This is a genomic window from Pantoea sp. X-Soil-YNGN-775 (assembly GCF_059730575.1).
Genome location: NZ_AP035946.1, coordinates 495293 through 515236, shown reverse-complemented (window position 1 = coordinate 515236; position 19944 = coordinate 495293). Strand labels below are relative to the sequence as shown.

Here is a 19944-nt window from a genome sequence, read left to right as displayed (position 1 = left end):
TTTTAACGGTGGCGATAAACCGGTACGAATTTGAGAGGCTCTGGATATGAGAAATGCTAGCGTTCGCCATCATTGCAATAATTTAGTTATTCCTGACTTTTGGGACGGCAACATCAGAAATAACGTCAGATACCTGTCAGATGAAAAAAGCGGCAGTGAATATTATTTGAAACCGCGCATGAATATCTCCTCTGTGGAGATTGATAAGGTGATGATGATTGCCGGCAATGATTACGCCGTAATGGGCGTGCGGCATATTTTAGCTAAGAATCACTCTGTACATCTCAAGGTAACGTCTAAGGAAGCAGAGGTTCAGTCTGTAGTCGATGAGTTTAATCCAAAGGCAGTTATATGGCTATTTAACACCGCTAATGAGCTTTATGAAAGTATTCCGGATATTCTGAAAATTCGGAGGAATCACAATAAAATTAAACAGGTTGTTATCAGCGAGGAATTGCCTGTCACTTTTTGCGGCGAGGATGCCATTGTAGAAGGTATTTCATTAATTCCCTCTACAGTGAGCGTTCAGCAATTGGCGGAGATGATTTCATCGTGCCTGGTACAAAAACAATTTAAGCGGTTTTTTGTCAGGAAATGGATGAGTAAACGGCAACTTCGGGTTATGGCGGAACTGGGGAAAGGCAAAAGAACCAGCGATGTTTCCCGTGTGTTAAATATTGATAGCAAAACAGTCCTCGCCCATAAATATAAAGCCGTCGACAAACTCGGCATCAGCGATCGTAAAGAAGAGGCCTGGGCGATGCGAGCAATAACACAACTGTATACCGCCATACCCTGCCTGGAGAGATTGTGTAGCAGAACCGCCGACTGCTAATTTTTTAACAGGCTTTACTGATAATGATAAATATTCTGGTAATGAAATTATATTAATTACCGTCAGGGTTTTTGGCTGGTGGGTGGAAAGCTGTATATTGCCTGCTGCGCTGCTCATCTGAACACGCCGCGTTCAGGCGCGGAATTGTTTCATCTTTCTGTAATGATAACTCCTCTGGCATAGATAAACGGGCGAAGAGCAGCCAGCATCAGAAGATGCTGGTGACGGTTTAATAACGCCTGGCGTTACGGTCGTCATTTTTTAATTGCCACAATATGAAACCATCATGCCCGGTGTTTATTATCACTTCCCGCGCTTAAAGCAACTTAACATCCCGACTGAACTGAAAATGAACATAATCCGCAAGACGCAACGAAAATGGGCAGCTGAGTTGAAGCTGTTTTTTCTCTCACGCGGCGCATTAACGCTGACTCTCATCACGCTTTACCTGATTGTTATTCTGCCGATTTATTTCGGAAATAATGGCGGAACAGGGCTGGAAATGCCTCAGAACATCCTTGCATGGAGTGTGATGCTTTTGTGCAGTTTATCTGCACTCCTGAATGTGTTGCGAAGCGGAGAGATCCTGATATCACGTTTCATGTTCATCGCTTTTTTGGCAGTCGCTATGCTGTGGCTGCCATGGTGCTGGACATCATCCGCTTTGTGGCGAAACCATGCCGTGCCACGTCTGACAGGAATCGCTGGAGCGCTGCTGTTTTGTCTGGCTCTCTGTCAGGTGAGCCTTACGTCATCTAAGCGACGCATTTTACTTGCTTTGGTGGTTTTATCTTCTCTGCTGCAGGCTGGCGAAGCCATGATGCAGGCCTGGCTGCCGGAGATCGCCCTGCGTTTGATGGATTTTTATGGCACTTCACCCTATGGCATTTTTCAGCAGCGTAACCTGCTGGCAAGCTGGCTGGCTACGGGCGCAGCAGTAACGCTTTATCTTGCGCTTACCGCAGCCACACGCAGAAGCAGACTCGTTTGGCTACTTCCCCTGTATCCGCTATGCGCGGCAATAACGCTTAGCCAGAGCCGAACCGGAATGATCGGTGTGATTCTATCCATACTACTGACCGGATTAGCCGACTGGCGACGCCAGCCGCGAATCAATGTTAAAGCGGCGTTGTGGAAAGGCATGTTAATTGTCTCGTTAGCAGGATGCTGTTCAGGCATTGGCTTATGGGCAATGCCCGCAGGACAGCACGCCGATTTGATACACCAAAAATCTACCGTTGAACGCGTTCTGATGCTTGAAGCGACGGCTGAAATGATTGAACAGCACCCTTGGGCCGGCAGCGGATTGGGTAGCTTCGAAGCGCAATTCCCATCGGCGGTGGCGGCCCTGGGTTTAGTACAAAAGAGTGACACCGTTACGCACCCGCATAATGAAGCGTTGTATGTCTGGGCCGAAGGCGGAATCATTGCCCTGGCAGGCTTGCTGTTATTAGCCGGTATCTGGATTTGGCCACTCATCCTTCGGCTGCGTGACTCACTCGATCCGGACAGGGCTGGCTGGCTGCTACCATTGACGGGTCTGCCTGTGGTGATCCATATGATGCTGGAGTATCCACTCTATCTTTCCACGCCTCATCTCATGCTGCTGCTTGTATTGTTTCGTACGGGTTTACCCGATTCAGTTCTGCAGCCTGTCAACATATCTGGCTTTGGACGTGCAGTCACGATTCCGCTTTTGCTGGGGGGTTGGGTGATTGTTGTTGGACTGAAAGCAGGTTTTATTACGCAATCGATGCTGACCCAGGCTGAAGCGGAGATGAACCAGGGATTGCTACCCACGTTGCCGATGGTGAGCTGGCGAACGATGACGCAGGCAGAACGGCTGGACTACGATCAACACCTGCTGATAGCCAATACGCCAGGATTTTTGCAAAGATCTCAGGCGGTAGGGGAGTTTTACATCTGGGGAGAAAAGTGGCTCGCGGTTCATAACAATCCTGAAGTCAGTGCAGCAATGATGATCATTGCGCAACGCCGGGGCGACCATACGACTTATGAACGTCTGCGCGCCAATGCGGCACGTGTGTTCATCCATGATGAACGATTTATGCAAGGGCATGAATGAACCGCGCTGGATGGCCAGTCTGCTTAAGCTGCTGCGGCGAAAACTACGCAGCAATCCGTCGCCTGAGTCCTGTGCGTTCTGCCTGGGAGCGCCAGATTGCACCTGGCGCTGAGCCGCGATAATGCGAACTTCTGCGGTGGTGAACCGATTGTTTATTCAACCAGTCTGTTGATATCCCGTTGGAAAACAGCTGTATTTGTGGAATTCTGAGGGGCGTTTTTTTACCAGACACCATTATGTTTCCATCAAAAACAACAGGATAGGGTGAATTTTGTTTGATAAGGTGACCGGAATGCAGGAACAGCCCAACGGGAAAGCGCCCCCGGTGCGGCTATTATTTAGCGCGCTGCTGCTGGTGATGCTGCTGGCGGCGCTGGATCAGACCATCGTCTCCACTGCGCTGCCAACCATCACCGGCGAGCTGGGAGGGCTGGATCGGCTGTCATGGATCGTCACGGCCTACACCTTGTCATCGACCATTGTGGTGCCGCTGTACGGAAAGTTCGGCGATCTGTTTGGCCGCAAACGGGTGCTGCAGATTGCGATCGTGCTGTTTCTGCTGGGCTCCGCGCTGTGTGGTCTGGCGCAGAATATGACGCAGCTGGTGCTGACCCGTGCGCTGCAGGGACTGGGTGGCGGCGGGCTGATGGTGGTCAGTATGGCGGCGGTGGCTGATGTGATCCCCCCGGCTGAACGAGGAAAATATCAGGGCTTATTCGGCGGCGTGTTCGGGCTGGCCACGGTGCTGGGACCGCTGCTGGGCGGTGCGATTGTGCAGCATGTCTCCTGGCGCTGGATCTTCTATATCAATCTGCCGCTCGGTCTGTTCGCCCTGCTGGTGATCGGCATCGTCTTTAATTCAGGCGGTAAACGCACCCGGCACGAAATTGATTATCCAGGGGCGATCTGCCTGAGTATGGCGCTGCTGGGCATTACCCTGTTTACCAGCGAGGGGGGCACCATCCGGCCATGGTCCGACCCGCAACTGTGGTGCATTCTGGCGTTCGGCCTGGTCGGCTGCATTGGTTTTATTTATGAAGAGCGGCGGGCGTGGGAGCCGATTATTCCGTTGACGCTGTTCCGCAACCGCAGCTTTGTGCTGAGTAGCCTGATCGGCTTCATTATTGGTCTGTCGCTGTTTGGCAGCGTCACCTTTTTGCCGCTCTATCTGCAGGTGGTGAAAGGCGCCACGCCAACCGAGGCGGGCCTGCAGCTGCTGCCGCTGATGGGCGGCTTGCTGACCACCTCTATTATCAGCGGACGCATCATCAGCAAAACCGGGCGTTATCGCCTGTTCCCGATCGTCGGTACCTTGCTGGCGACCGCCGGGCTGGCACTGTTGACCACTATTACCCTTACTTCGCCGTTGTGGCAGCTTCAGTTGTTCAGTGCGGTGCTGGGGATGGGGCTGGGCATGGTGATGCAGATACTGGTGCTGGTGGTGCAGAACAGCATTGAACCGGCGCTGACCGGCGTAGCCACCTCGTCGGTGACGCTGTTTCGTTCGATTGGCGGCTCAATTGGCGTAGCGCTGTTTGGCACCATTTTCAGTCAGGTGCTGAAATCGCAGCTTGAAGCGCTGATGCCGGCCGGAACCCAGCTGCCTCCCGGAATCTCGCCCGCGGCACTGAACCAGCTGCCGGCTGATATCCGGCACGATTATCTGCAGGCGTTTAGCGCGGCGATTCATGCGGCATTTATGATGGCGGCCTGCGTCATGGTGCTGGCCTTTATCCTGTCGCTGCTGATGCGTGAGGAGCCGCTGAAAAAAGGAACGCAGGGCTGAGCAAATGCACGGCGGAACCCGCCGTGCAGCGTTGGCTTTAGCGATAAAACGCCGGTTTATCGGCCATCGTAACCGGCACAATCTGACCGGAATTTTGCGCCGCGACGCAGGCATCGGCCGCCACCGCAGCCGCATAGCCATCCCAGGCCGAGGGACCGGTCATCTCACCAGAGATAACGTTATTAATGAACGCCTGCAGCTCGACGTCATAGGCGTCAATAAAACGCTTTTTCCAGTCGGTCAGGATAGTGGTCGACAGCTTCGCAGCGCTGCGCAGCTGCACTGACATCGGTTCAGGCAGGCGGGCAATGCCGCTTTCACCCACCACTTCGCACTGAATGTCATAGCCATATTCACAGTTAACAAAAATTTCGACATCAATACGCGCGCCTTTGGCGGTTTCCAGCAACACGATTTGCGGATCGCGCAGGTGTGACGAGGCCTTACGGGTTTTGCGCGGGAAGATCACCTGTGCGCTGACATAGTCATCGTTCAGCAGCCAGCGCAGCACATCCAGTTCGTGGATCAGCGTATCGGTGATGGCCATATCGGTGGTGTAGCTGTCACCCACTTCCGGGTTACGGTGCGCGCAGTGCAGCATCAGCGGTTCGCCAATCTCGCCGCTGTCGATCACCGCTTTCAGTGCCCGGTAGCCGCTGTCATACGGCCGCATAAATCCGACCTGCACCAGCTGGCGACCCGCCTTGATCTCTGCCTCAACAATATTCAGACAGCCTTCGGCGGTGACCGCCAGCGGCTTCTCGCAGAACACCGCTTTGCCAGCCTCGATAGCCGCCAGCACAAAGGCTTCATGGGTCGGACCCCAGGAGGTGACCAGCACCGCATTGACCAGCGGATCGTTGATCAGCTCAATCGCGTTATCATAAATACGCGCTTCAGGCGTCAGCTGATCGACAACCTGCTGACAGTTGTCACGATTGATGTCGTTGAGTGCTACCACCCGCGCATTCTGCAATACCGTGCTGCAACGACGGATGTGTTCGCGACCGATCGCACCGGTTCCGATAACGCCAATATTGATAGTCATAGTGCTTCCTTAATCAGGCTGAGTGGTTCAACAGCTGAATGCTGTCGCGAATTTCGCGGATGATGTCTGCTTCCTGCCAGTCATTCATCACCGATGAGAACGGTTCAAAGGCGTAAAGGCCGGTGTAGCCCATTTTTTCCAGCCGCTCGACCTGCTGCTTGCTGCGTAAGCGATCGTCGGCGCTGAGCATGATGCGTTCTTCATCGGTAAGCTGGGCGACCGGCCGCGGATCGGTGACGCCAGACAGGTGAACCAGCCCGATCTGCTGCACATCAATCTCCTGTTCGAAGCCGTTTTCAGCATCCTCAAACAGATGATGGTGGAAGGTATCAATCAGCAGCCGGAACGGTACATCGGCCTGTTTGATCAGCGCCTGCGCCTGAATTGCCGAGCGCAGCGAACTTTGCGGAAAGCCAAGTGGCTCCACCAGTCCCTGAATGCCGTAGTCGGCAAACAGCGGCCCTAAGGTTTTCAGCGCAGCAACGGTATCCGCCGCGCTGATTGGGGTGCCATCGTTCAGCGGGCAGAGCACCAGCGACTCGGCACCAACCGCCCGGGCATCGCTCAGCAGCTGGCGGGTGCGCTGCAGCACCTCATCGTTCAGCTGGTTAAACGGGTAGACCGCATTGATGGTCACGATCTCAATGTCTGACTGGCGCGCCAGCGCCTTAACCTGTTCACCGGTCAGATCGTCGGTCACGCGTCCGCTGCGCATGTCGTTGCGCAGTTCGACTTTATGAATACCCAGCTGCGTCACCAGCTTAAAAAAGCGTTCGATGCTCAGATTGGGCGCAATTTTGCGGTTTACACAAAAACGTGCCTGTGGAATAGATAAGCTCATAGTCATTTCCTGAAAGTCATGGGTGCGTAATAATCGGGTTTAATCGTCTTCAGTTATTTAATCGGTGAAGGTCGCTATTTCCTCTCTGACCGTCGTTAAGCGAAAGTGATATCTCTGCGGGCTCCATGCGGCAGCCTTATTTGTGGCCGTTATAAAGCGCGTAGAAATAGTGCTCTACCTGCTCAAGACTTCTTCCTTTGGTTTCGGGAATAAACTTCATGACGAAAACAGAACCACCGATGCCGATCAGGGCGAAAATAAGGAACGCACCCGACAGACCAAAGGCGGCTAATAACAGCGGGAAGGCCATCGAAATGGCGAAATTAGCGATCCACAGTGAAAAGACTGCGCCACCCATGCAGATACCGCGCATCCGGGCCGGGAAAATTTCCGACAGCAGCAGCCAGGTTACCGGCGACAGCGCACCCTGCTGGAAGCAGAGGAACATCAGCATTCCCGCCAGCACCAGATAAGCGCGCAGCAGATTGACCGCACCCTGCTGATATTCCGGCATCAGCCAGCAGATCAGCCCGATGAAGAATAAGCAGCAGGTGCAGCCCATCTGACCAATCAGCACCAGCGGACGACGGCCGACTTTGCCAATCAACCAGATGCCGACGAGGGTCATCACCACTGAAATCGCACCGTTAGCGATGGTGGCAAACAGCGCGGCATCGTTACTCAGGCCAGCGGCTGTCAGCATGGTCGGCGCGTAGTACATGATGGTATTCACGCCGGTCAGCTGCTGAATGGCGGCGATTCCGATGCCGAGCAGGAATATTTTCATCAGCCACGGCGTAGCCAGATCGCGCAGCCGGCCTTTGCCCTGCTGACGGTTCTCTTCAATCGTCTCTTCGATCTCTTCGAGTTCCCATTCCACATCTTCGGCTGCGCGGGTTTTCTCCAGCACCTCGCGGGCCGCCTGACTGCGGCCTTTCATCACGTGCCAGCGCGGGCTTTCCGGCATGAATATCATGCCAACCCACAACAGAATGGCGGGCACAATCGACAGCGCCAGCATCCAGCGCCAGGTATTTTCGCCGCCCCAGATATCGTTGAAGGTGGCGTTGGAGATGTAGGCCAGTAGCTGGCCGCTGACGATCATCAGCTCCTGCAGCGTCACCAGCTGGCCGCGTTTATTGGCTGGCGCGATTTCCGCAATATAGACCGGCACCGTCGCGGCGGCACCGCCTACCGCGAATCCGAGAAACAGGCGTGAGGCGATCATCCACTCCACATCCGGGGCGATGGCTGAGCCCACTGCGCCAAAGGCGAAAATCAGTGCCAGCGCGATGATGATGCGGCGTCTGCCGAGGCTATCCGCCAGGTGGCCAGCGGCGAGTGCGCCAAAAGCGGCACCAAACAGCAGCGAGCTGGTGACCAGTCCGGTGGTCAGCGGGGTGAGGTGCAGATCGCCCCGCATAAACAGCAGCGCGCCCGACACCACGCCGGTGTCGTAGCCAAACAGCAGTCCGCCCAGCGTCGCTACCAGGGCAATAATCTTCACAAACGGCTCGGTACGGGTGGCGCTATTAGGGCCAGATGCCGGGTTCGACGAGATATACAGTTCTTTTTCCATGAAAACTCCAGGTGAAAACAGGCCAGGTAAAACGTCAGAACATGAAGGAGCATTCACCCTACTGATATTTATATTTCAGGTTAAATTATATTTGGAATTTAGTTTTCATTTTGTGAGCTCAAGCCTTCCGGCCTTTTTATTTTGATGGGATTCCATCAGAACATGAATAAAGGGCTTAAATTTAAGCCGGTTATTTCGCGGGGGAATAAAGCGTCACCATGAGAAGAGCAGGCGGAAATGTCGAAACAAAGGGGCTGGAATTGTCTTATTTCCAGGTGAAACACCTCAGGATGAAATAAACATCCCAAACGCTGGGGGAAATTAAAATAACAGCCGGCAGGCGGACGACGGGCGCGATCGGAAGGTCCGCGCCGTCAGATTAGCGGATCACCAGCCCGCTCAGGGCAGAGAGCAGCGCATCCACTTTGGGCAGAAACTGTTTGCGACGAGGCCACACCACGCTGAGCGTCAGTCCGTCGGGTTGCAGCTGGGGAAGAACGATCTCCAGTTCTCCGGCAGCGACTGACTGGCGAATCAGCCAGGAAGGCATTTGTGCCACCCCCAGTCCCGCCTTCACCGCCTGCATCTGCGCATCCACATCACCTAACGCCATCCGGTAAGGCACATCGCGCCAGTTCGGCTGACCATCTTCAGTAGTAAACAGCCAGGGTTTGGTGCTGCCGTCAACGCGCTGATAAAGGATGGCGCGGTGATTCAGCAACCCGGCCTGGTTGTGCGGCCGGCCTTCACGATCGAGATAGGTCGGCGCGGCGCAGAACAGCATCTGCTCACGGCCCATGTTACGCCAGCCCAGCGAGGCGGGCAGGTCGGGCGCGCCGCCAATCCGCACCGCGACATCCACCCCTTCATCAAACAGATCGACAAACCGATCGGAAAAACTCAGGTTAAGCGCCAGTTCCGGGTGTTGCTGACAGAACGGCATCAGCAACGGCATCACGTTAAGCCGGCCATAGGTGTTAGGCACCGCCAGTCGCAGGCGGCCGGAGGGAATGGTGCGCTGCGCCGCCAGCACTGCTTCGGTCTCGGCCAGATCTTCCAGAATACGCAGGCAGGTCTGGTAATAGGCGCTGCCGGCATCGGTCAATTGCAGGCTGCGGGTGGTGCGTTCCAGCAAGCGGGAACCTAATCTTGTTTCAAGCCGGCTGACACTTTTACTGACCGCCGAGCCGGTAACATGCAGGCGCTCAGCGGCAGCGGTAAAGCTGCCGCATTCCACGCTGGCAACAAAAGGCAGGATATCTTTGAGGCGCTGATCGTGCATCGATTAATGAACTCAGGTTGAGAATGCTGTGAATTAATGCCAGAGATAAGAACTCAATTCTCTATTAGGCTTAGCATTACGCAAAACGAGGAGAAATCAAATGAAAAAACAGGCTTTGATTGTGGGTATCAGCGGCGTTATCGGCCGAGCACTGGCGGATAAACTGCAGCAGGAGGGCTGGGACGTGACCGGTCTGTCACGCGGACGCGGCGCGGTGCCGGAAGGCGCGACCAGTCTGACAGCCGATCTGACCGATGCTGACGCGGTGCGCGAGGCACTGAAGTCGGTGAAACCGGATGCCGTTTTCTTCAGCGTCTGGGCGCGTCAGGAGAACGAAAAAGAGAACATTCGGGTTAATGGCGGCATGGTGCGCAACGTCATTGAGGCGCTGGGCGAAAGGCTGAAGGGCGCACACGTCGCGCTGGTAACCGGTCTTAAGCACTACCTGGGTCCGTTTGAAGCCTACGGCAAAGGTGCGGTGCCGGTGACGCCGTTCCGTGAAGAACAGGGCCGTCAGCCGGTCGACAACTTCTATTATGCGCAGGAAGATGAGCTGTTTGCCGGTGCGGAAAAATATGACTACCGCTGGAGCGTTCATCGTCCGCACACCATTATCGGTTACGCGGTCGGTAACGCAATGAACATGGGCCAGACGCTGGCGGTGTATGCCACGCTGTGCAAAGAGAAAGGCTGGCCGTTTATATTCCCCGGCTCGCCAGAGCAGTGGAATGGCGTGGCTGACATGACCGACGCCGGTTTGCTGGCTGAACAGCTGCACTGGGCGGCGACGTCTCCCGCAGCGGCCAATCAGGATTTCAACGCCGTGAACGGTGATGTGTTCCGCTGGAACTGGATGTGGCCGAAGCTGGCTGACTATTTCGGTATCGAGGCGGCCGAATACCCGGCGCAAATGATGCCGCTGGAAGGGCGGATGCAGGAAGCGGCCAGCGCCTGGCAGGAGATTGCTCAGCGTCATCAGTTGCGCGAAGCGGACCTCAATAAGCTCGCGTCCTGGTGGCACACCGACGCCGATCTCGGTCGTCCGATGGAAGCCTTCACCGACATGAGCAAAAGCCGCAAAGCGGGCTTTACCGGCTATCGCAGCACGCTTGACTCCTTTACTCAGCTGTTCGATAAGCTGAAAGCGGAAAAAGTGATCCCGCAGTAAGTCAACAGGCGCCGCATCAGGCGCCTGGTTTGTCTCTGGCTGATGGCTATACTTCTGCTCTCGCTGAATTAACAGAGGAACTGAAATTATGGCGGCATGTTTTATTATCGGCGCGGCGGGTAAAGTGGGTCTGCGACTGACCCGCCAGCTGAGCGCTAAGCAGCACGCGGTTTCGGCGCTGCACCGGAAACCGGAGCAGGCTGCTACCCTGCAGGCCGCTGGCGCACAGCCGGTATCGGGTGATATTCAGCAGCTGACGGTTGACGAGCTGGCGCAACAGATGGCCGGTCACGAGGTGGTGGTTTTCACCGCCGGTGCCGGTGGCGCGGGTATTGCACTGACCAATGCGATTGACGGTGACGGGCTGGAACTGGCGGTCGCGGCGGCAGAACAGGCGGGTGTACCCCGCTTTATTCTGGTTTCAGCGTTTCCGGATGCCGGTCGCGGTAAAGCGATTTCGGAAGGATTTGAAAACTATATGCGGGTCAAAAGGCTGGCGGATGCGCGGCTGGTGGCGAGCGGGCTGGAGTGGGTGATCCTGCGTCCGGGAACGCTAACCGATGCAGCCGGCACCGGTCGGGTACAGGCCGATCTGGCGATCCCGTACGGGGAAATCCCGCGTGATGATGTCGCCGCCACGCTGGCTGGCCTGATTGAAACTCCGGCGATTAAGTATCAGATTATCGAGCTGACCAGCGGCGACCAGCCGATTGAGACGGCGCTGCAACGATTACAGCGCTATTAAGCCAGCAAAAAAAGCACCGTAATTTGAACTGACCCCGTAATATTGGACACTGTTTCATCGGAGGATCCCCTCGACCAACTTGACATAGATTGGTCGGGGGGCTTCAACAGCACTTTATAATTCTGTGTTCTATCAACTTTGGGTGTTCTATTGTCAATGCCCCTAAGACAGAGATAATTTTATTTTACTATGTCGATAAGGGCCGATAAGAGGTCGCTGAAGGTTTCGTACTCTTCAATAACGTAATCAGTTGATGCTTTGTCACGAATCTGAAAACACTTCTCTTTGAAGCTGTACACGAATACGGACATTCCATCTTCACCAATCAGCAGTTTGTCTGTCAGATTGGGATCAACGTAGACGTCATTATCGCGCGTATCAATGTTCCTAATATAGATATTTGACCATGCCAACTCACCATTCTCTGCCTGCGTCAGGCTATACAGGGTGAGTCCGTTGTATTCCAGACCATCCATGACTTCGAGCATATCGGCGTAGTCCTGGCGATTCATCACTAGTTTCTGAATATCCGAGTAAACACCACGTTTAGTTTCATCCCATTCCATTGGCGCAGGCTTGCGCTTCAAGTCCGTAATAACATCTGGTGCTATTGGGCTGGCTATCGGGTAACTATCGGAAATCATCAAATTTTTGAAGATACCCATTATCTGAATTGTGTTATTCATCTCGTTTTCACTTCCCTACAGGGTAAATTACGCCGTTCGGCGAAGGCCATAAAACGTTAGTGCTGGCGTTGTATGGGAGGTCTTTAGTGATTATCGCCTGTGTCTTTGAAAGCGCGGAGTGATATGGCGAGTTTTGGATCAGTATCAGATTATTCAGGGCATTTGTTCCACTGTCATCGAGTGGGATCTTGTGGTGAACCTGCCAACCGGGCGTGTAGTGGTCAACAAAAACTGGCCACGGCTTTAGAATTTTTCCAGAACAATCTTTCTGATTCATTCGGCGTCAAACCACCATTATATTGATGGGGTCTGAGCTGGCAGTAATATCCTGTGATGTAATTCCTTATTGCCGTGCTGGCCTGGCTAAAATTCGCGTAGCCATTATCCGGTACCCACTCTGTTTTCAGGCTTCTGAAGAACCGTTCCACTGGGCTGTTATCCCAGCAATTTCCCCGGCGACTCAGGCTTTGCTTTATCTGATATCTCCACAGTAATTGTCTGAAATTCCTGCTGGCATAGTGGCTTTGATCCGGGTGATACAGTAAATCAGCCGGCTTTCCTCGCGCTTCCCAGGCCATGGACAGCGCTTTAGCTGTCAGTGCAGAATCCGGGAAAAATGACATAGCCCAGCCAGCCGGTTTACGGGAAAAAAGATCAAGCACTACAGCCAGATAAGCCCAGCGTTTACCCGTCCAGATATAAGTCACATCACCGCACCAGACCTGATTAGGCCCGGTTACAGCAAACTGGCGTTCCAGATAATTGGGGATCTCTACGTATTCCTTAGACGCCTTCTTATATCGATGGCCAGGCTGCTGACAACTGATGAGACGAAGCTCTTTCATCAGCTTTGTTGCCCGCCAGCGGCTAAGTTTTACACCTTTGTTCGTGACCATCGCTGCAATATTACGTGCGCCTGCGGAGCCGTTACTTTCGCGATAACTTTCACGAACAGGACTGAGTAATGTCACTCGCGTGGCATCAGGCTTTTTTGGTTGCCGCCAGTATTTATAGCTGCTGCGATGAACCCCAAACACATTGCACACAACGGCAACGGGAAACCGCGCCCTGAGTTTCTCAACTAATGAGAACTGTTCAGGGAGTCTGACATCAGGAACGCGGTAGCATTTTTTAATATATCTCTTTCAATTTCAACGCGTTGAGGTCTTTTCTTTAGCTCGCGTATCTCAATCTGCTCAGGTGTCATGGGGGAAGCTATGGGTGATTTTCCCGCTCGCTCATCTTTCAGTTGTCGAACCCATTTGTCCATCGTGGATGTCCCGACATTCATCGCAGTGGCAGCGGCGGCAACGGTGTAGTGCTGATCGAGTACACGCTGAGCAGCTTCGAGGCGAAACCCGGGGCTAAAATTGCGTCTGTTACGTCCGGTCATAATGTCACCTGTTTTGACTATGAGGTGATGATATCACCTCTATTCAGGTGGCCAAATTTACTATGCCACTACACCTTAACGCCCTGAAAACTCTGACATATCCCGGAAGTTGAATCCGGGTTAAAGGCCCGCCTCTTAGAACACATATAAGCATAGATGCCCACCAAAACATTAGTATAAATCACCAATTATAGAATCATAACTTCCAGAAAATAATAAAAAATAATGGTATATGAAAAAATGAATAGATATTATTCTGATAAATATAGTTTTTTATAAAAAACGAAAGATTTCAATAAATTTTATCATTCATTCCAGAATTAAAATAACACAAGTGACAGTTAAATTTATTTTGAGGTACAGATCGCAGAATTGGTTACTTGCTTGTTTACACTTGCTGAAAGACATTGAATTATTACCGGGTCACCTAGGTGGCAATTTTATAAATCACGATTATTAAGGAGGATTCCATGGATCATTCAATGAATAACTAATCAGTGATACAACCGCCCTCTGACATAATTGCGGAGGGCGTCCTAATTCTTTGATTGAGAGGGACGCATGGAGCAAAAATATTTATTAGGAAAATATACACGGGTACTTTTACGTCAGAATGATGCAATATTTGGTGCCGGCTCAAAACAGCATGTCATCACTGACAGAATCTACTGGGAAAACTTGGTCCTGGCTGCCTCACAGTGGACAGAAAAGAAAACCGTATCGGAGGTATACGAGCACGTTGCGGAGCGGATGAGTAAACAGGATTTTGATCGAGTAGTTAGTTTCCTTTTATCAAATCACTTTCTGATGCCTGCAGAAACCTCGGATAATATTTTCCTGAACCGGTATTCCCGCAATCACCTGCACTATCAAAGCTATGGTGTCGATCCTGAAGTTGTACAGAACAGGCTCTCAGGAAAGAAAGTCTTGATTTTAGGATGCGGAGGAATAGGCAATCATGTTTCTGCAATAATGGCAACCTCAGGGATAGGTGAAATTATCTTAGTTGATAATGATGAGGTTGAAATGACAAACCTAACCCGCCAGATTTTATTTACAGAGGATGACATAGGCTGTCCTAAAACGTCTGTACTTATGCGGGAACTGAAAAAAAGAAACAGCAGCACGGTTATTTCTGAAATACCGATGACTATCAAAACAAAATCAGACATATCGCGACTTCCAAAAGCCGATATGTGGATCATTTCAGCTGATGAGCCTTATTATCTTGTGCCATGGTTAAATGAGTGGTGCGTCAAAAATGGCCAAGCATACATCAATGCAGGTTATGTTAATGACATCGCCGTTTTCGGCCCGCTGTATAAACCGGGAGAAACTGGCTGTTATGCCTGTAATTCATCTGTGGGCGATCTGCCTGAAATGAGTGACAATAAAATAGAAGAAGCCTGCAGGGCAATTAATAACAATTTTAAGGTGGCAACCTTTCCGCCGGTGAATGCTCTCTCATCTGCGCTGTGCGCAAACGATGTTTTGAAGTTTCTGGGTGGCTACGGGCAGCCCCTTTCAGTTAATCGTCGCGTTGGGATATGGAGTGATCGACTTTTTACTGAAGAAAGAACCCTTACGAAAAATAAAAAGTGTGTTATCTGCGGTGAACTTTCATGAACATCCCGAAAACGCTGTCGGTTACTTACGGCTCATATAATGCCGTCCGTATGCTGATAGGTGTTTATCACGCTATATTTCTTTTATCTACCGGTGTCAGCCTGCCCCATCTTGCCATGCTGCAGGTTATATTTTCAGTAACAATTCTGGCTCTCGATTTTCCGTGTGCTGTCCTGGCGGACAAATACCACAGAAAATATTCTGTCGTGGCGGGGGTTGTTCTCACGGCTTTATTCTATCCTCTTTGCCTGCAGTCGCCGGACATGGTTTACCTCGCCCTTTCTGAGATTGTATATGCAGCAGGCATCTGCCTGATCACCGGGGCTATTGACGGATGGGTATACCATTCTCTAGAAAACGAGAAGGACCGGTTTTCGCATTATGCTCACCTTTGCCAGAAGGTTAACTCCTTTGGAAGCGTAATCACGGGCATAGCCGGCATTGCCACGATTTATTTCTCGGGAAATTATGCTTCGGGCTATATAATTTCCTGCTTAATGATGGTGGTCATTACACTTACCTTTTTAATTATCCCTGAAAAAGACAGTGTGTTAAGCGAAGGGCATAAAAAGAAAAGTTTCATTCAGAATGCGCATGAAACATTGTGGATCTTTAAAAATACACCGGGCGGTTCTCAGTTTATTCTTCTGACCTGTTTCTTCAGCGCAGGCATCCAGATTATTTTTCATTTTTGGCAACCAATCATACTTTCCAGACAAGGCCACGGCCACATGGATAACGTACAATTACTGGTGCTAATGTTTTGTCATGTCGGGGCATTCTCATCTCAGTATATCGCTAATGCGTTCATGTCCCGGCATCATGTATCTGACCAGAGATACACAAAACTGATAAAACACTTTTCATTTGTTTCTTCGGTTATGTGTATTGCTTTATATGGGCTTGTCACTGCCGGGCAAACCTTCCTGGCGGTCATCGCATTCTCCCTTATACACGGCTTTATCTGCACCGTACCAATTGGAGCAAAAAGTCTTTTCTTTTCCGAGTTGAATGACCGTCATACTGCTTATGTTTCAGGTATTGTCGGCGCTGTATCATTCAGTGGCCGAATTTTTTCAGTCATCGTACTGAGTATTATTTCATTTTTGCCTGAAGGAATACCTCCTGTCAGTTACCTTATATTACCGACCGTTGCATTTTCTTTATGTGGTCTGGTAGTGCTTCGTTGGTTATCCGTGATAAAGAAACAATATAATGAGGAAGTTACATGATTGAACATGCTGATAAAGTCATTACCCCTGAATATCTGCGCTCCATGAGTTATCCGGACTTCGTGGCGTTAATGAAGCAGGATAATACGCCACCAGGTAGTGCATATACTGTTGATTACTGGATCGAACATGCGGATATGAGTAATCGCTCGGTCCTGCTGGATCTTGCCTGTTCAACCGGTTACAGCTCCCGATACTGTTTCAGCAAAACAGGTTCTTCTGCTGAAGGAATTGATATTTCTGAAGTAGCTATCAACACTGCACGTGAAAAAGCAGCTGTGCTTGGCGCTGAGGATAAATTACGCTATCAGGTGTCTGATGCGTGCAGCCTTCCTTTTAGCGATGATACCTTTACGCATATTCTCGGTGGATGCAATTTCGCGTTTATTCAGGAAAGAGAAAAGGCGTTGGCTGAAGTTTTCCGTGTGCTGAAACCGGAAGGCATTATCTGTACTTCAAATTTTTATTACAGGAAAACCCCCGGCGAAGAAATCATTAACGGAGTTTACAATGCAATAGGTTTCAGGCCCGATCCTGAATGGACTCTGCAGTACTGGCAGGATTTTTTTGCCAGTGCGAGTCTTGAGCTATATCACGAGAAAAACCATGAGCTGTCATCACAGCCCGGCGAGGAGCTTAAAAAAAGCCTGCTGAGCTACATAACCGCTGAGAACGAATATACTCGCCAGCTGGATGAAACTACTCAGAACGCCTTTTATGAGCGGTTTCTTGCTATCCGGGAACCTCTCAACAATCAACGTGACTATCAGGGGGTAACCATACAGTTATGGCGCAAAAAATAGTTAACCCGAACATCATTTCTGCGGCTGAAGCGATTGCTGCGCGCCCGTCTCACTCTGATTGGCCTTTTTTCATTTTTGATGCAGATGCAGCCCTGGAACGAGCCCGGCATCTTACTGCAGCCTGTAAGGAGTATTTCCCGGATGCCGTTATTGCGGTTTCGGTTAAGTCCTGTTCTCTGGGGATATTTCTGCGCTTGATTGCTGAAGAGGGATTAAGTGCAGAGGTCTGCTCAGCAGATGAATTCAAGCTGGCCCTTAAGGCCGGTTTTACCGGCGATCGGATTATTCTGGACGGCCCCTATAAAAACGCAGAGGATCTTTCCCTCGCCCTGAATAATGGGGCACTGGTCCATATTGACAGTGCTCATGAGTTGAATGAAATCATTCGCTTAACGTCCGGTTACAACCAGAAATTCAGCGTTGGCGTAAGGCTTTCGCATCTCTATAGCGGCACACAGCGTTCCCGATTCGGTGTTACCGCTGAAGAGTTTCGGGATGAAATCATTCCTCTCCTGACTTCCTGTCCGAATATCAGCCTCAGAGGATTTCACCTGCATACCGGATCCAACCTTGAGAACCCTTCTAAAGTCACTGACAGTCTCCGGGACTGGCTTCCATTTCTGGTAAAAAACATGCCTGATGGAGGCCACCTCGATATGGGGAGTGGATTCCCGGCGGACTCGTTTTCACCGGATACGGCTATACCGACAATGGGGCCTGCCGTGTTTTTCAGGGACATTTACAGCGTTCTCTCTGAGTATGATCCTGCTTTAACTCAAAAGTGGAAACTCATTTTCGAACCCGGTAGAACGCTCAGTGAAGATCACGGATATGCGATAGGGAAAACGGTCAGCGTGAAAAACCGCTACGACTCGGAGGTTATTCAGACAAACCTTGGGATAAACTGGATTCCTTCCGTACATAACTGGCATCATTCGCTTTTACCATTAGGTAATGATGAGCATACTCCGGATGATACGGCTCAGATACTCGCCGGTTTTAACTGCTTTGAAAACGACTGCCTTTTCCCGAAAGGTCCGCTTCATCTTAAAAAAAATCAGTTATTTATTATCCGCGGCTGCGGCGCATATGATTTACAGACGGCTAACGAGTGGACTCGGACCAGACCGCCGGTTTATGCCCTGCTGAACCAAGAAATCATTACGGCAAGGCTCCCTTCGCCAGCTTTACCTGCGGCCATGCTCGATCTTATGCATGCCGAAAAATCCCTTTGCGTTGATGAAAACATTCAGCTGGCGCCTGCCTCGTCCCGCTTTGCCGCTGAGCTTTTCAGTGTGGTTGATAGAAACCGTGAGGAGTTCAGTCAATATATGGCATGGCCTCGGTTTGTTAAAACGGCAGATGATGAGTCCGGCTTTCTTGATGCCTGTCTTTTAGCTCATCAGAAAAATGAGGGTAAAACCTATGTTATTTTGTTTAACGATGCGGCAGTGGGCCTACTCTCATTCAACAGTATCGATAGCGCGAATAAAACCGCATATATCGGATACTGGCTCGATATGAAGGTGCAGGGCCAGGGCGTCATAACCAGAGCCCTGAACGCGCTGGTGAAAGATTATTCGGAACGAAAATTAATAAACCGGTTTGTAATTAAATGCTCAGTAAGCAACTTAAAAAGTAATGAAGTTGCCCGACGCTGCGGTTTTGTCCTTGAGGGCAAAATGCGGAAGGCAGAATTACTTAACGGCGTTTTTCACGACCAGAACGTATATAGCTACATAGCGCCCTAATTGCAGTTCTCTGAAAGGGGCAATTGAATGCTTCTGTTAAAATGACCACAGCGGTCTTATTGACAGAATTTACTGGTGCCTGAGCCCGGACAGGTTTTCGCATTAAAGACTGCATGAACGGTCTTACCCTGCTCAGAAAGAACTCTCCCGGGCGCAGTGCGCCCGGAAATGGCATCACGCATTAGAATCGAAAATTCCTTCAGCCGTTTCCCCATTCAGATCACGAGAATTTATTGCCCCAGTATCACCGGCAGCCCCCTAAGGTCATCCAGGCGCTGGCCGGACACAGGGATGCGCGATCAATAGATGTGTATATGCGGGTTTTTGCGCTGGACGTGGCGGCGACGCTGGCAGTGCGGTTCAGTGGGGAGGGTGCGGAAGCGGCTGCCGTGCTGCGATCATTGCCGCCCGGACGTTAAAATTAAATAGAGGGAGATTAATCAGTGACAGGGGCTAAGGATTTTATCGAGCTGTTCCTACAGCAAGGTGGGCCGGTAGTGGTTGCTTTTGTTCTGTACCGTATCATCAATCTGGTTTTTGACTGGCTGAGCCGGTATGAAGCCGCCGGCCTCTTCAGGGCATTTTTCAACAAAAGACGCCAGCACCTGGAAAAGATGCTCTCTCAGCCTTATCTTTCGCGTGAAACTCGTAATCTGGCCCGGGCGGAGCTCAATCAGATGTCGCGAAGAAAGCTGACCGGCTTTTCGGATCCGCACCTTCAGGAAAAACTAACCCGCATCTGCCTTCGCCATAATCTTCCGTCCCGCTACTTTACCCGCTGGCGTACCTATCTGTCGGAAAAAAATGGCGTCATTGTTTTTGCAGGCCGGTTGTACCGGTATGTTTGGCGCTTTTTTTTATTCATCAATCTGCCGCTCAGCACGCTATATCTCGGATTTATGTGCCACGTATTTATACAGATTTATGGTTTTGACAAGCTGGTAATCATATTGTCTCTCAATATGCTCGCATGGTATCTGCCATGGCTTGTCATGACGTCTCCGATGGCTCCGCCACCTACTAAGGAGATGGAGACCTATATCAGCGCATATAATGCATCATCAGCAGAGACAAACTGACACA

17 protein-coding genes and 1 pseudogene are annotated in these 19944 nt (G+C 51.2%); 11 read left to right on the top strand and 7 right to left on the bottom strand.

What is annotated here, in order from left to right:
- Positions 1-46: 46 nt before the first annotated feature.
- The 3 genes from AC6I8I_RS22315 to AC6I8I_RS22305 all read left to right on the top strand — a co-directional run bounded on the left by AC6I8I_RS22315 (position 47) and on the right by AC6I8I_RS22305 (position 4707).
- Entirely contained in the window at positions 47-835 is a 789-nt protein-coding gene (locus tag AC6I8I_RS22315; RefSeq protein ID WP_312757560.1) for a LuxR C-terminal-related transcriptional regulator, read from the top strand.
- Between the two features lie 286 nt (positions 836-1121).
- A complete protein-coding gene (locus AC6I8I_RS22310; protein WP_312757558.1) occupies positions 1122-2921 on the top strand; it encodes an O-antigen ligase family protein in 1800 nt (599 codons plus the stop codon).
- A gap of 292 nt (positions 2922-3213) precedes the next feature.
- Positions 3214-4707 carry an MDR family MFS transporter gene (locus AC6I8I_RS22305; protein ID WP_497820976.1) on the top strand — a complete coding sequence of 498 codons (1494 nt, stop codon included), beginning with the start codon at positions 3214-3216 and terminating at the stop codon, positions 4705-4707.
- 37 nt (positions 4708-4744) lie between these two features.
- Here the strand turns inward: AC6I8I_RS22305 and iolG are convergent, their stop codons facing one another.
- From iolG to AC6I8I_RS22285, 4 genes are all read right to left on the bottom strand, one after another.
- Positions 4745-5755, bottom strand: a complete 1011-nt coding sequence (gene iolG, locus AC6I8I_RS22300) for a bifunctional inositol 2-dehydrogenase/D-chiro-inositol 1-dehydrogenase (protein WP_497828729.1) — start codon at positions 5753-5755, stop codon at positions 4745-4747.
- 13 nt (positions 5756-5768) lie between these two features.
- Positions 5769-6596, bottom strand: coding sequence for a TIM barrel protein (locus AC6I8I_RS22295; RefSeq protein ID WP_312055644.1), 828 nt, complete (start codon positions 6594-6596; stop codon positions 5769-5771).
- 136 nt (positions 6597-6732) lie between these two features.
- The gene (locus AC6I8I_RS22290) at positions 6733-8175 is read right to left on the bottom strand and encodes a sugar porter family MFS transporter (protein ID WP_497828728.1); all 1443 of its coding nucleotides are present in this window, start codon (positions 8173-8175) and stop codon (positions 6733-6735) included.
- Positions 8176-8554: 379 nt separating this feature from the next.
- Entirely contained in the window at positions 8555-9457 is a 903-nt protein-coding gene (locus AC6I8I_RS22285; protein WP_312055646.1) for a LysR family transcriptional regulator, read from the bottom strand.
- Positions 9458-9557: 100 nt separating this feature from the next.
- Between AC6I8I_RS22285 and AC6I8I_RS22280 the strand changes: the two genes are divergently transcribed.
- Both AC6I8I_RS22280 and AC6I8I_RS22275 read left to right on the top strand, forming a co-directional pair.
- Positions 9558-10625, top strand: a complete 1068-nt coding sequence (locus AC6I8I_RS22280) for an SDR family oxidoreductase (protein WP_312055647.1) — start codon at positions 9558-9560, stop codon at positions 10623-10625.
- Positions 10626-10713: 88 nt separating this feature from the next.
- Entirely contained in the window at positions 10714-11370 is a 657-nt protein-coding gene (locus AC6I8I_RS22275; protein ID WP_497828727.1) for an SDR family oxidoreductase, read from the top strand.
- A 179-nt stretch (positions 11371-11549) separates the two neighbouring features.
- On the opposite strand, the gene AC6I8I_RS22270 is transcribed toward AC6I8I_RS22275, so the two are convergent.
- The 3 genes from AC6I8I_RS22270 to AC6I8I_RS22260 form a co-directional block, all read right to left on the bottom strand.
- Positions 11550-12056: a YrhA family protein gene (locus AC6I8I_RS22270; protein WP_089562607.1), complete on the bottom strand. Its 507-nt coding sequence runs from the start codon at positions 12054-12056 to the stop codon at positions 11550-11552.
- 7 nt (positions 12057-12063) lie between these two features.
- Positions 12064-12333: an HNH endonuclease gene (locus AC6I8I_RS22265; protein WP_227021899.1), complete on the bottom strand. Its 270-nt coding sequence runs from the start codon at positions 12331-12333 to the stop codon at positions 12064-12066.
- A protein-coding gene (locus AC6I8I_RS22260; protein WP_497828726.1) for an IS3 family transposase occupies positions 12278-13449 on the bottom strand; the annotation gives its coding sequence in 2 pieces (ribosomal slippage) (positions 12278-13182 and positions 13182-13449; 1173 coding nt in all). The genes AC6I8I_RS22265 and AC6I8I_RS22260 overlap by 56 nt, the downstream gene beginning before the upstream one ends.
- Before the next feature lie 561 nt (positions 13450-14010).
- Here AC6I8I_RS22260 and AC6I8I_RS22255 point away from each other — a divergent pair.
- From AC6I8I_RS22255 to AC6I8I_RS22230, 6 genes and pseudogenes are all read left to right on the top strand, one after another.
- The gene (locus AC6I8I_RS22255) at positions 14011-15075 is read left to right on the top strand and encodes a HesA/MoeB/ThiF family protein (protein WP_497828725.1); all 1065 of its coding nucleotides are present in this window, start codon (positions 14011-14013) and stop codon (positions 15073-15075) included.
- Positions 15072-16307 carry an MFS transporter gene (locus AC6I8I_RS22250; protein ID WP_089562620.1) on the top strand — a complete coding sequence of 412 codons (1236 nt, stop codon included), beginning with the start codon at positions 15072-15074 and terminating at the stop codon, positions 16305-16307. Before AC6I8I_RS22255 ends, AC6I8I_RS22250 begins: the two co-directional genes overlap by 4 nt.
- Positions 16304-17110 carry a class I SAM-dependent methyltransferase gene (locus AC6I8I_RS22245; protein ID WP_089562619.1) on the top strand — a complete coding sequence of 269 codons (807 nt, stop codon included), beginning with the start codon at positions 16304-16306 and terminating at the stop codon, positions 17108-17110. The genes AC6I8I_RS22250 and AC6I8I_RS22245 overlap by 4 nt, the downstream gene beginning before the upstream one ends.
- Positions 17095-18861, top strand: coding sequence for a GNAT family N-acetyltransferase (locus AC6I8I_RS22240; RefSeq protein ID WP_497828724.1), 1767 nt, complete (start codon positions 17095-17097; stop codon positions 18859-18861). The genes AC6I8I_RS22245 and AC6I8I_RS22240 overlap by 16 nt, the downstream gene beginning before the upstream one ends.
- A 242-nt stretch (positions 18862-19103) precedes the next feature.
- Positions 19104-19280, top strand: a pseudogene (locus tag AC6I8I_RS22235) (tyrosine-type recombinase/integrase); the annotation flags it as partial.
- A 24-nt stretch (positions 19281-19304) separates the two neighbouring features.
- A complete protein-coding gene (locus tag AC6I8I_RS22230) occupies positions 19305-19940 on the top strand; it encodes a hypothetical protein (protein WP_094106471.1) in 636 nt (211 codons plus the stop codon).
- Positions 19941-19944: the final 4 nt, after the last annotated feature.

Excerpts from the sequence above, each read along its gene's own strand:
- AC6I8I_RS22265 (WP_227021899.1), bottom strand. The coding sequence starts at position 12,333 with ATGAATCAGAAAGATTGTTCTGGAAAAATTCTAAAGCCGTGGCCAGTT.
- AC6I8I_RS22295 (WP_312055644.1), bottom strand. The coding sequence starts at position 6,596 with ATGAGCTTATCTATTCCACAGGCACGTTTTTGTGTAAACCGCAAAATT.
- AC6I8I_RS22285 (WP_312055646.1), bottom strand. The coding sequence starts at position 9,457 with ATGCACGATCAGCGCCTCAAAGATATCCTGCCTTTTGTTGCCAGCGTG.
- AC6I8I_RS22240 (WP_497828724.1), top strand. The coding sequence starts at position 17,095 with ATGGCGCAAAAAATAGTTAACCCGAACATCATTTCTGCGGCTGAAGCG.
- AC6I8I_RS22250 (WP_089562620.1), top strand. The coding sequence starts at position 15,072 with ATGAACATCCCGAAAACGCTGTCGGTTACTTACGGCTCATATAATGCC.
- AC6I8I_RS22245 (WP_089562619.1), top strand. The coding sequence starts at position 16,304 with ATGATTGAACATGCTGATAAAGTCATTACCCCTGAATATCTGCGCTCC.
- AC6I8I_RS22305 (WP_497820976.1), top strand. The coding sequence starts at position 3,214 with ATGCAGGAACAGCCCAACGGGAAAGCGCCCCCGGTGCGGCTATTATTT.
- iolG (WP_497828729.1), bottom strand. The coding sequence starts at position 5,755 with ATGACTATCAATATTGGCGTTATCGGAACCGGTGCGATCGGTCGCGAA.
- AC6I8I_RS22270 (WP_089562607.1), bottom strand. The coding sequence starts at position 12,056 with ATGAATAACACAATTCAGATAATGGGTATCTTCAAAAATTTGATGATT.
- AC6I8I_RS22310 (WP_312757558.1), top strand. The coding sequence starts at position 1,122 with ATGCCCGGTGTTTATTATCACTTCCCGCGCTTAAAGCAACTTAACATC.
- AC6I8I_RS22275 (WP_497828727.1), top strand. The coding sequence starts at position 10,714 with ATGGCGGCATGTTTTATTATCGGCGCGGCGGGTAAAGTGGGTCTGCGA.
- AC6I8I_RS22290 (WP_497828728.1), bottom strand. The coding sequence starts at position 8,175 with ATGGAAAAAGAACTGTATATCTCGTCGAACCCGGCATCTGGCCCTAAT.
- AC6I8I_RS22315 (WP_312757560.1), top strand. The coding sequence starts at position 47 with ATGAGAAATGCTAGCGTTCGCCATCATTGCAATAATTTAGTTATTCCT.
- AC6I8I_RS22280 (WP_312055647.1), top strand. The coding sequence starts at position 9,558 with ATGAAAAAACAGGCTTTGATTGTGGGTATCAGCGGCGTTATCGGCCGA.
- AC6I8I_RS22255 (WP_497828725.1), top strand. The coding sequence starts at position 14,011 with ATGGAGCAAAAATATTTATTAGGAAAATATACACGGGTACTTTTACGT.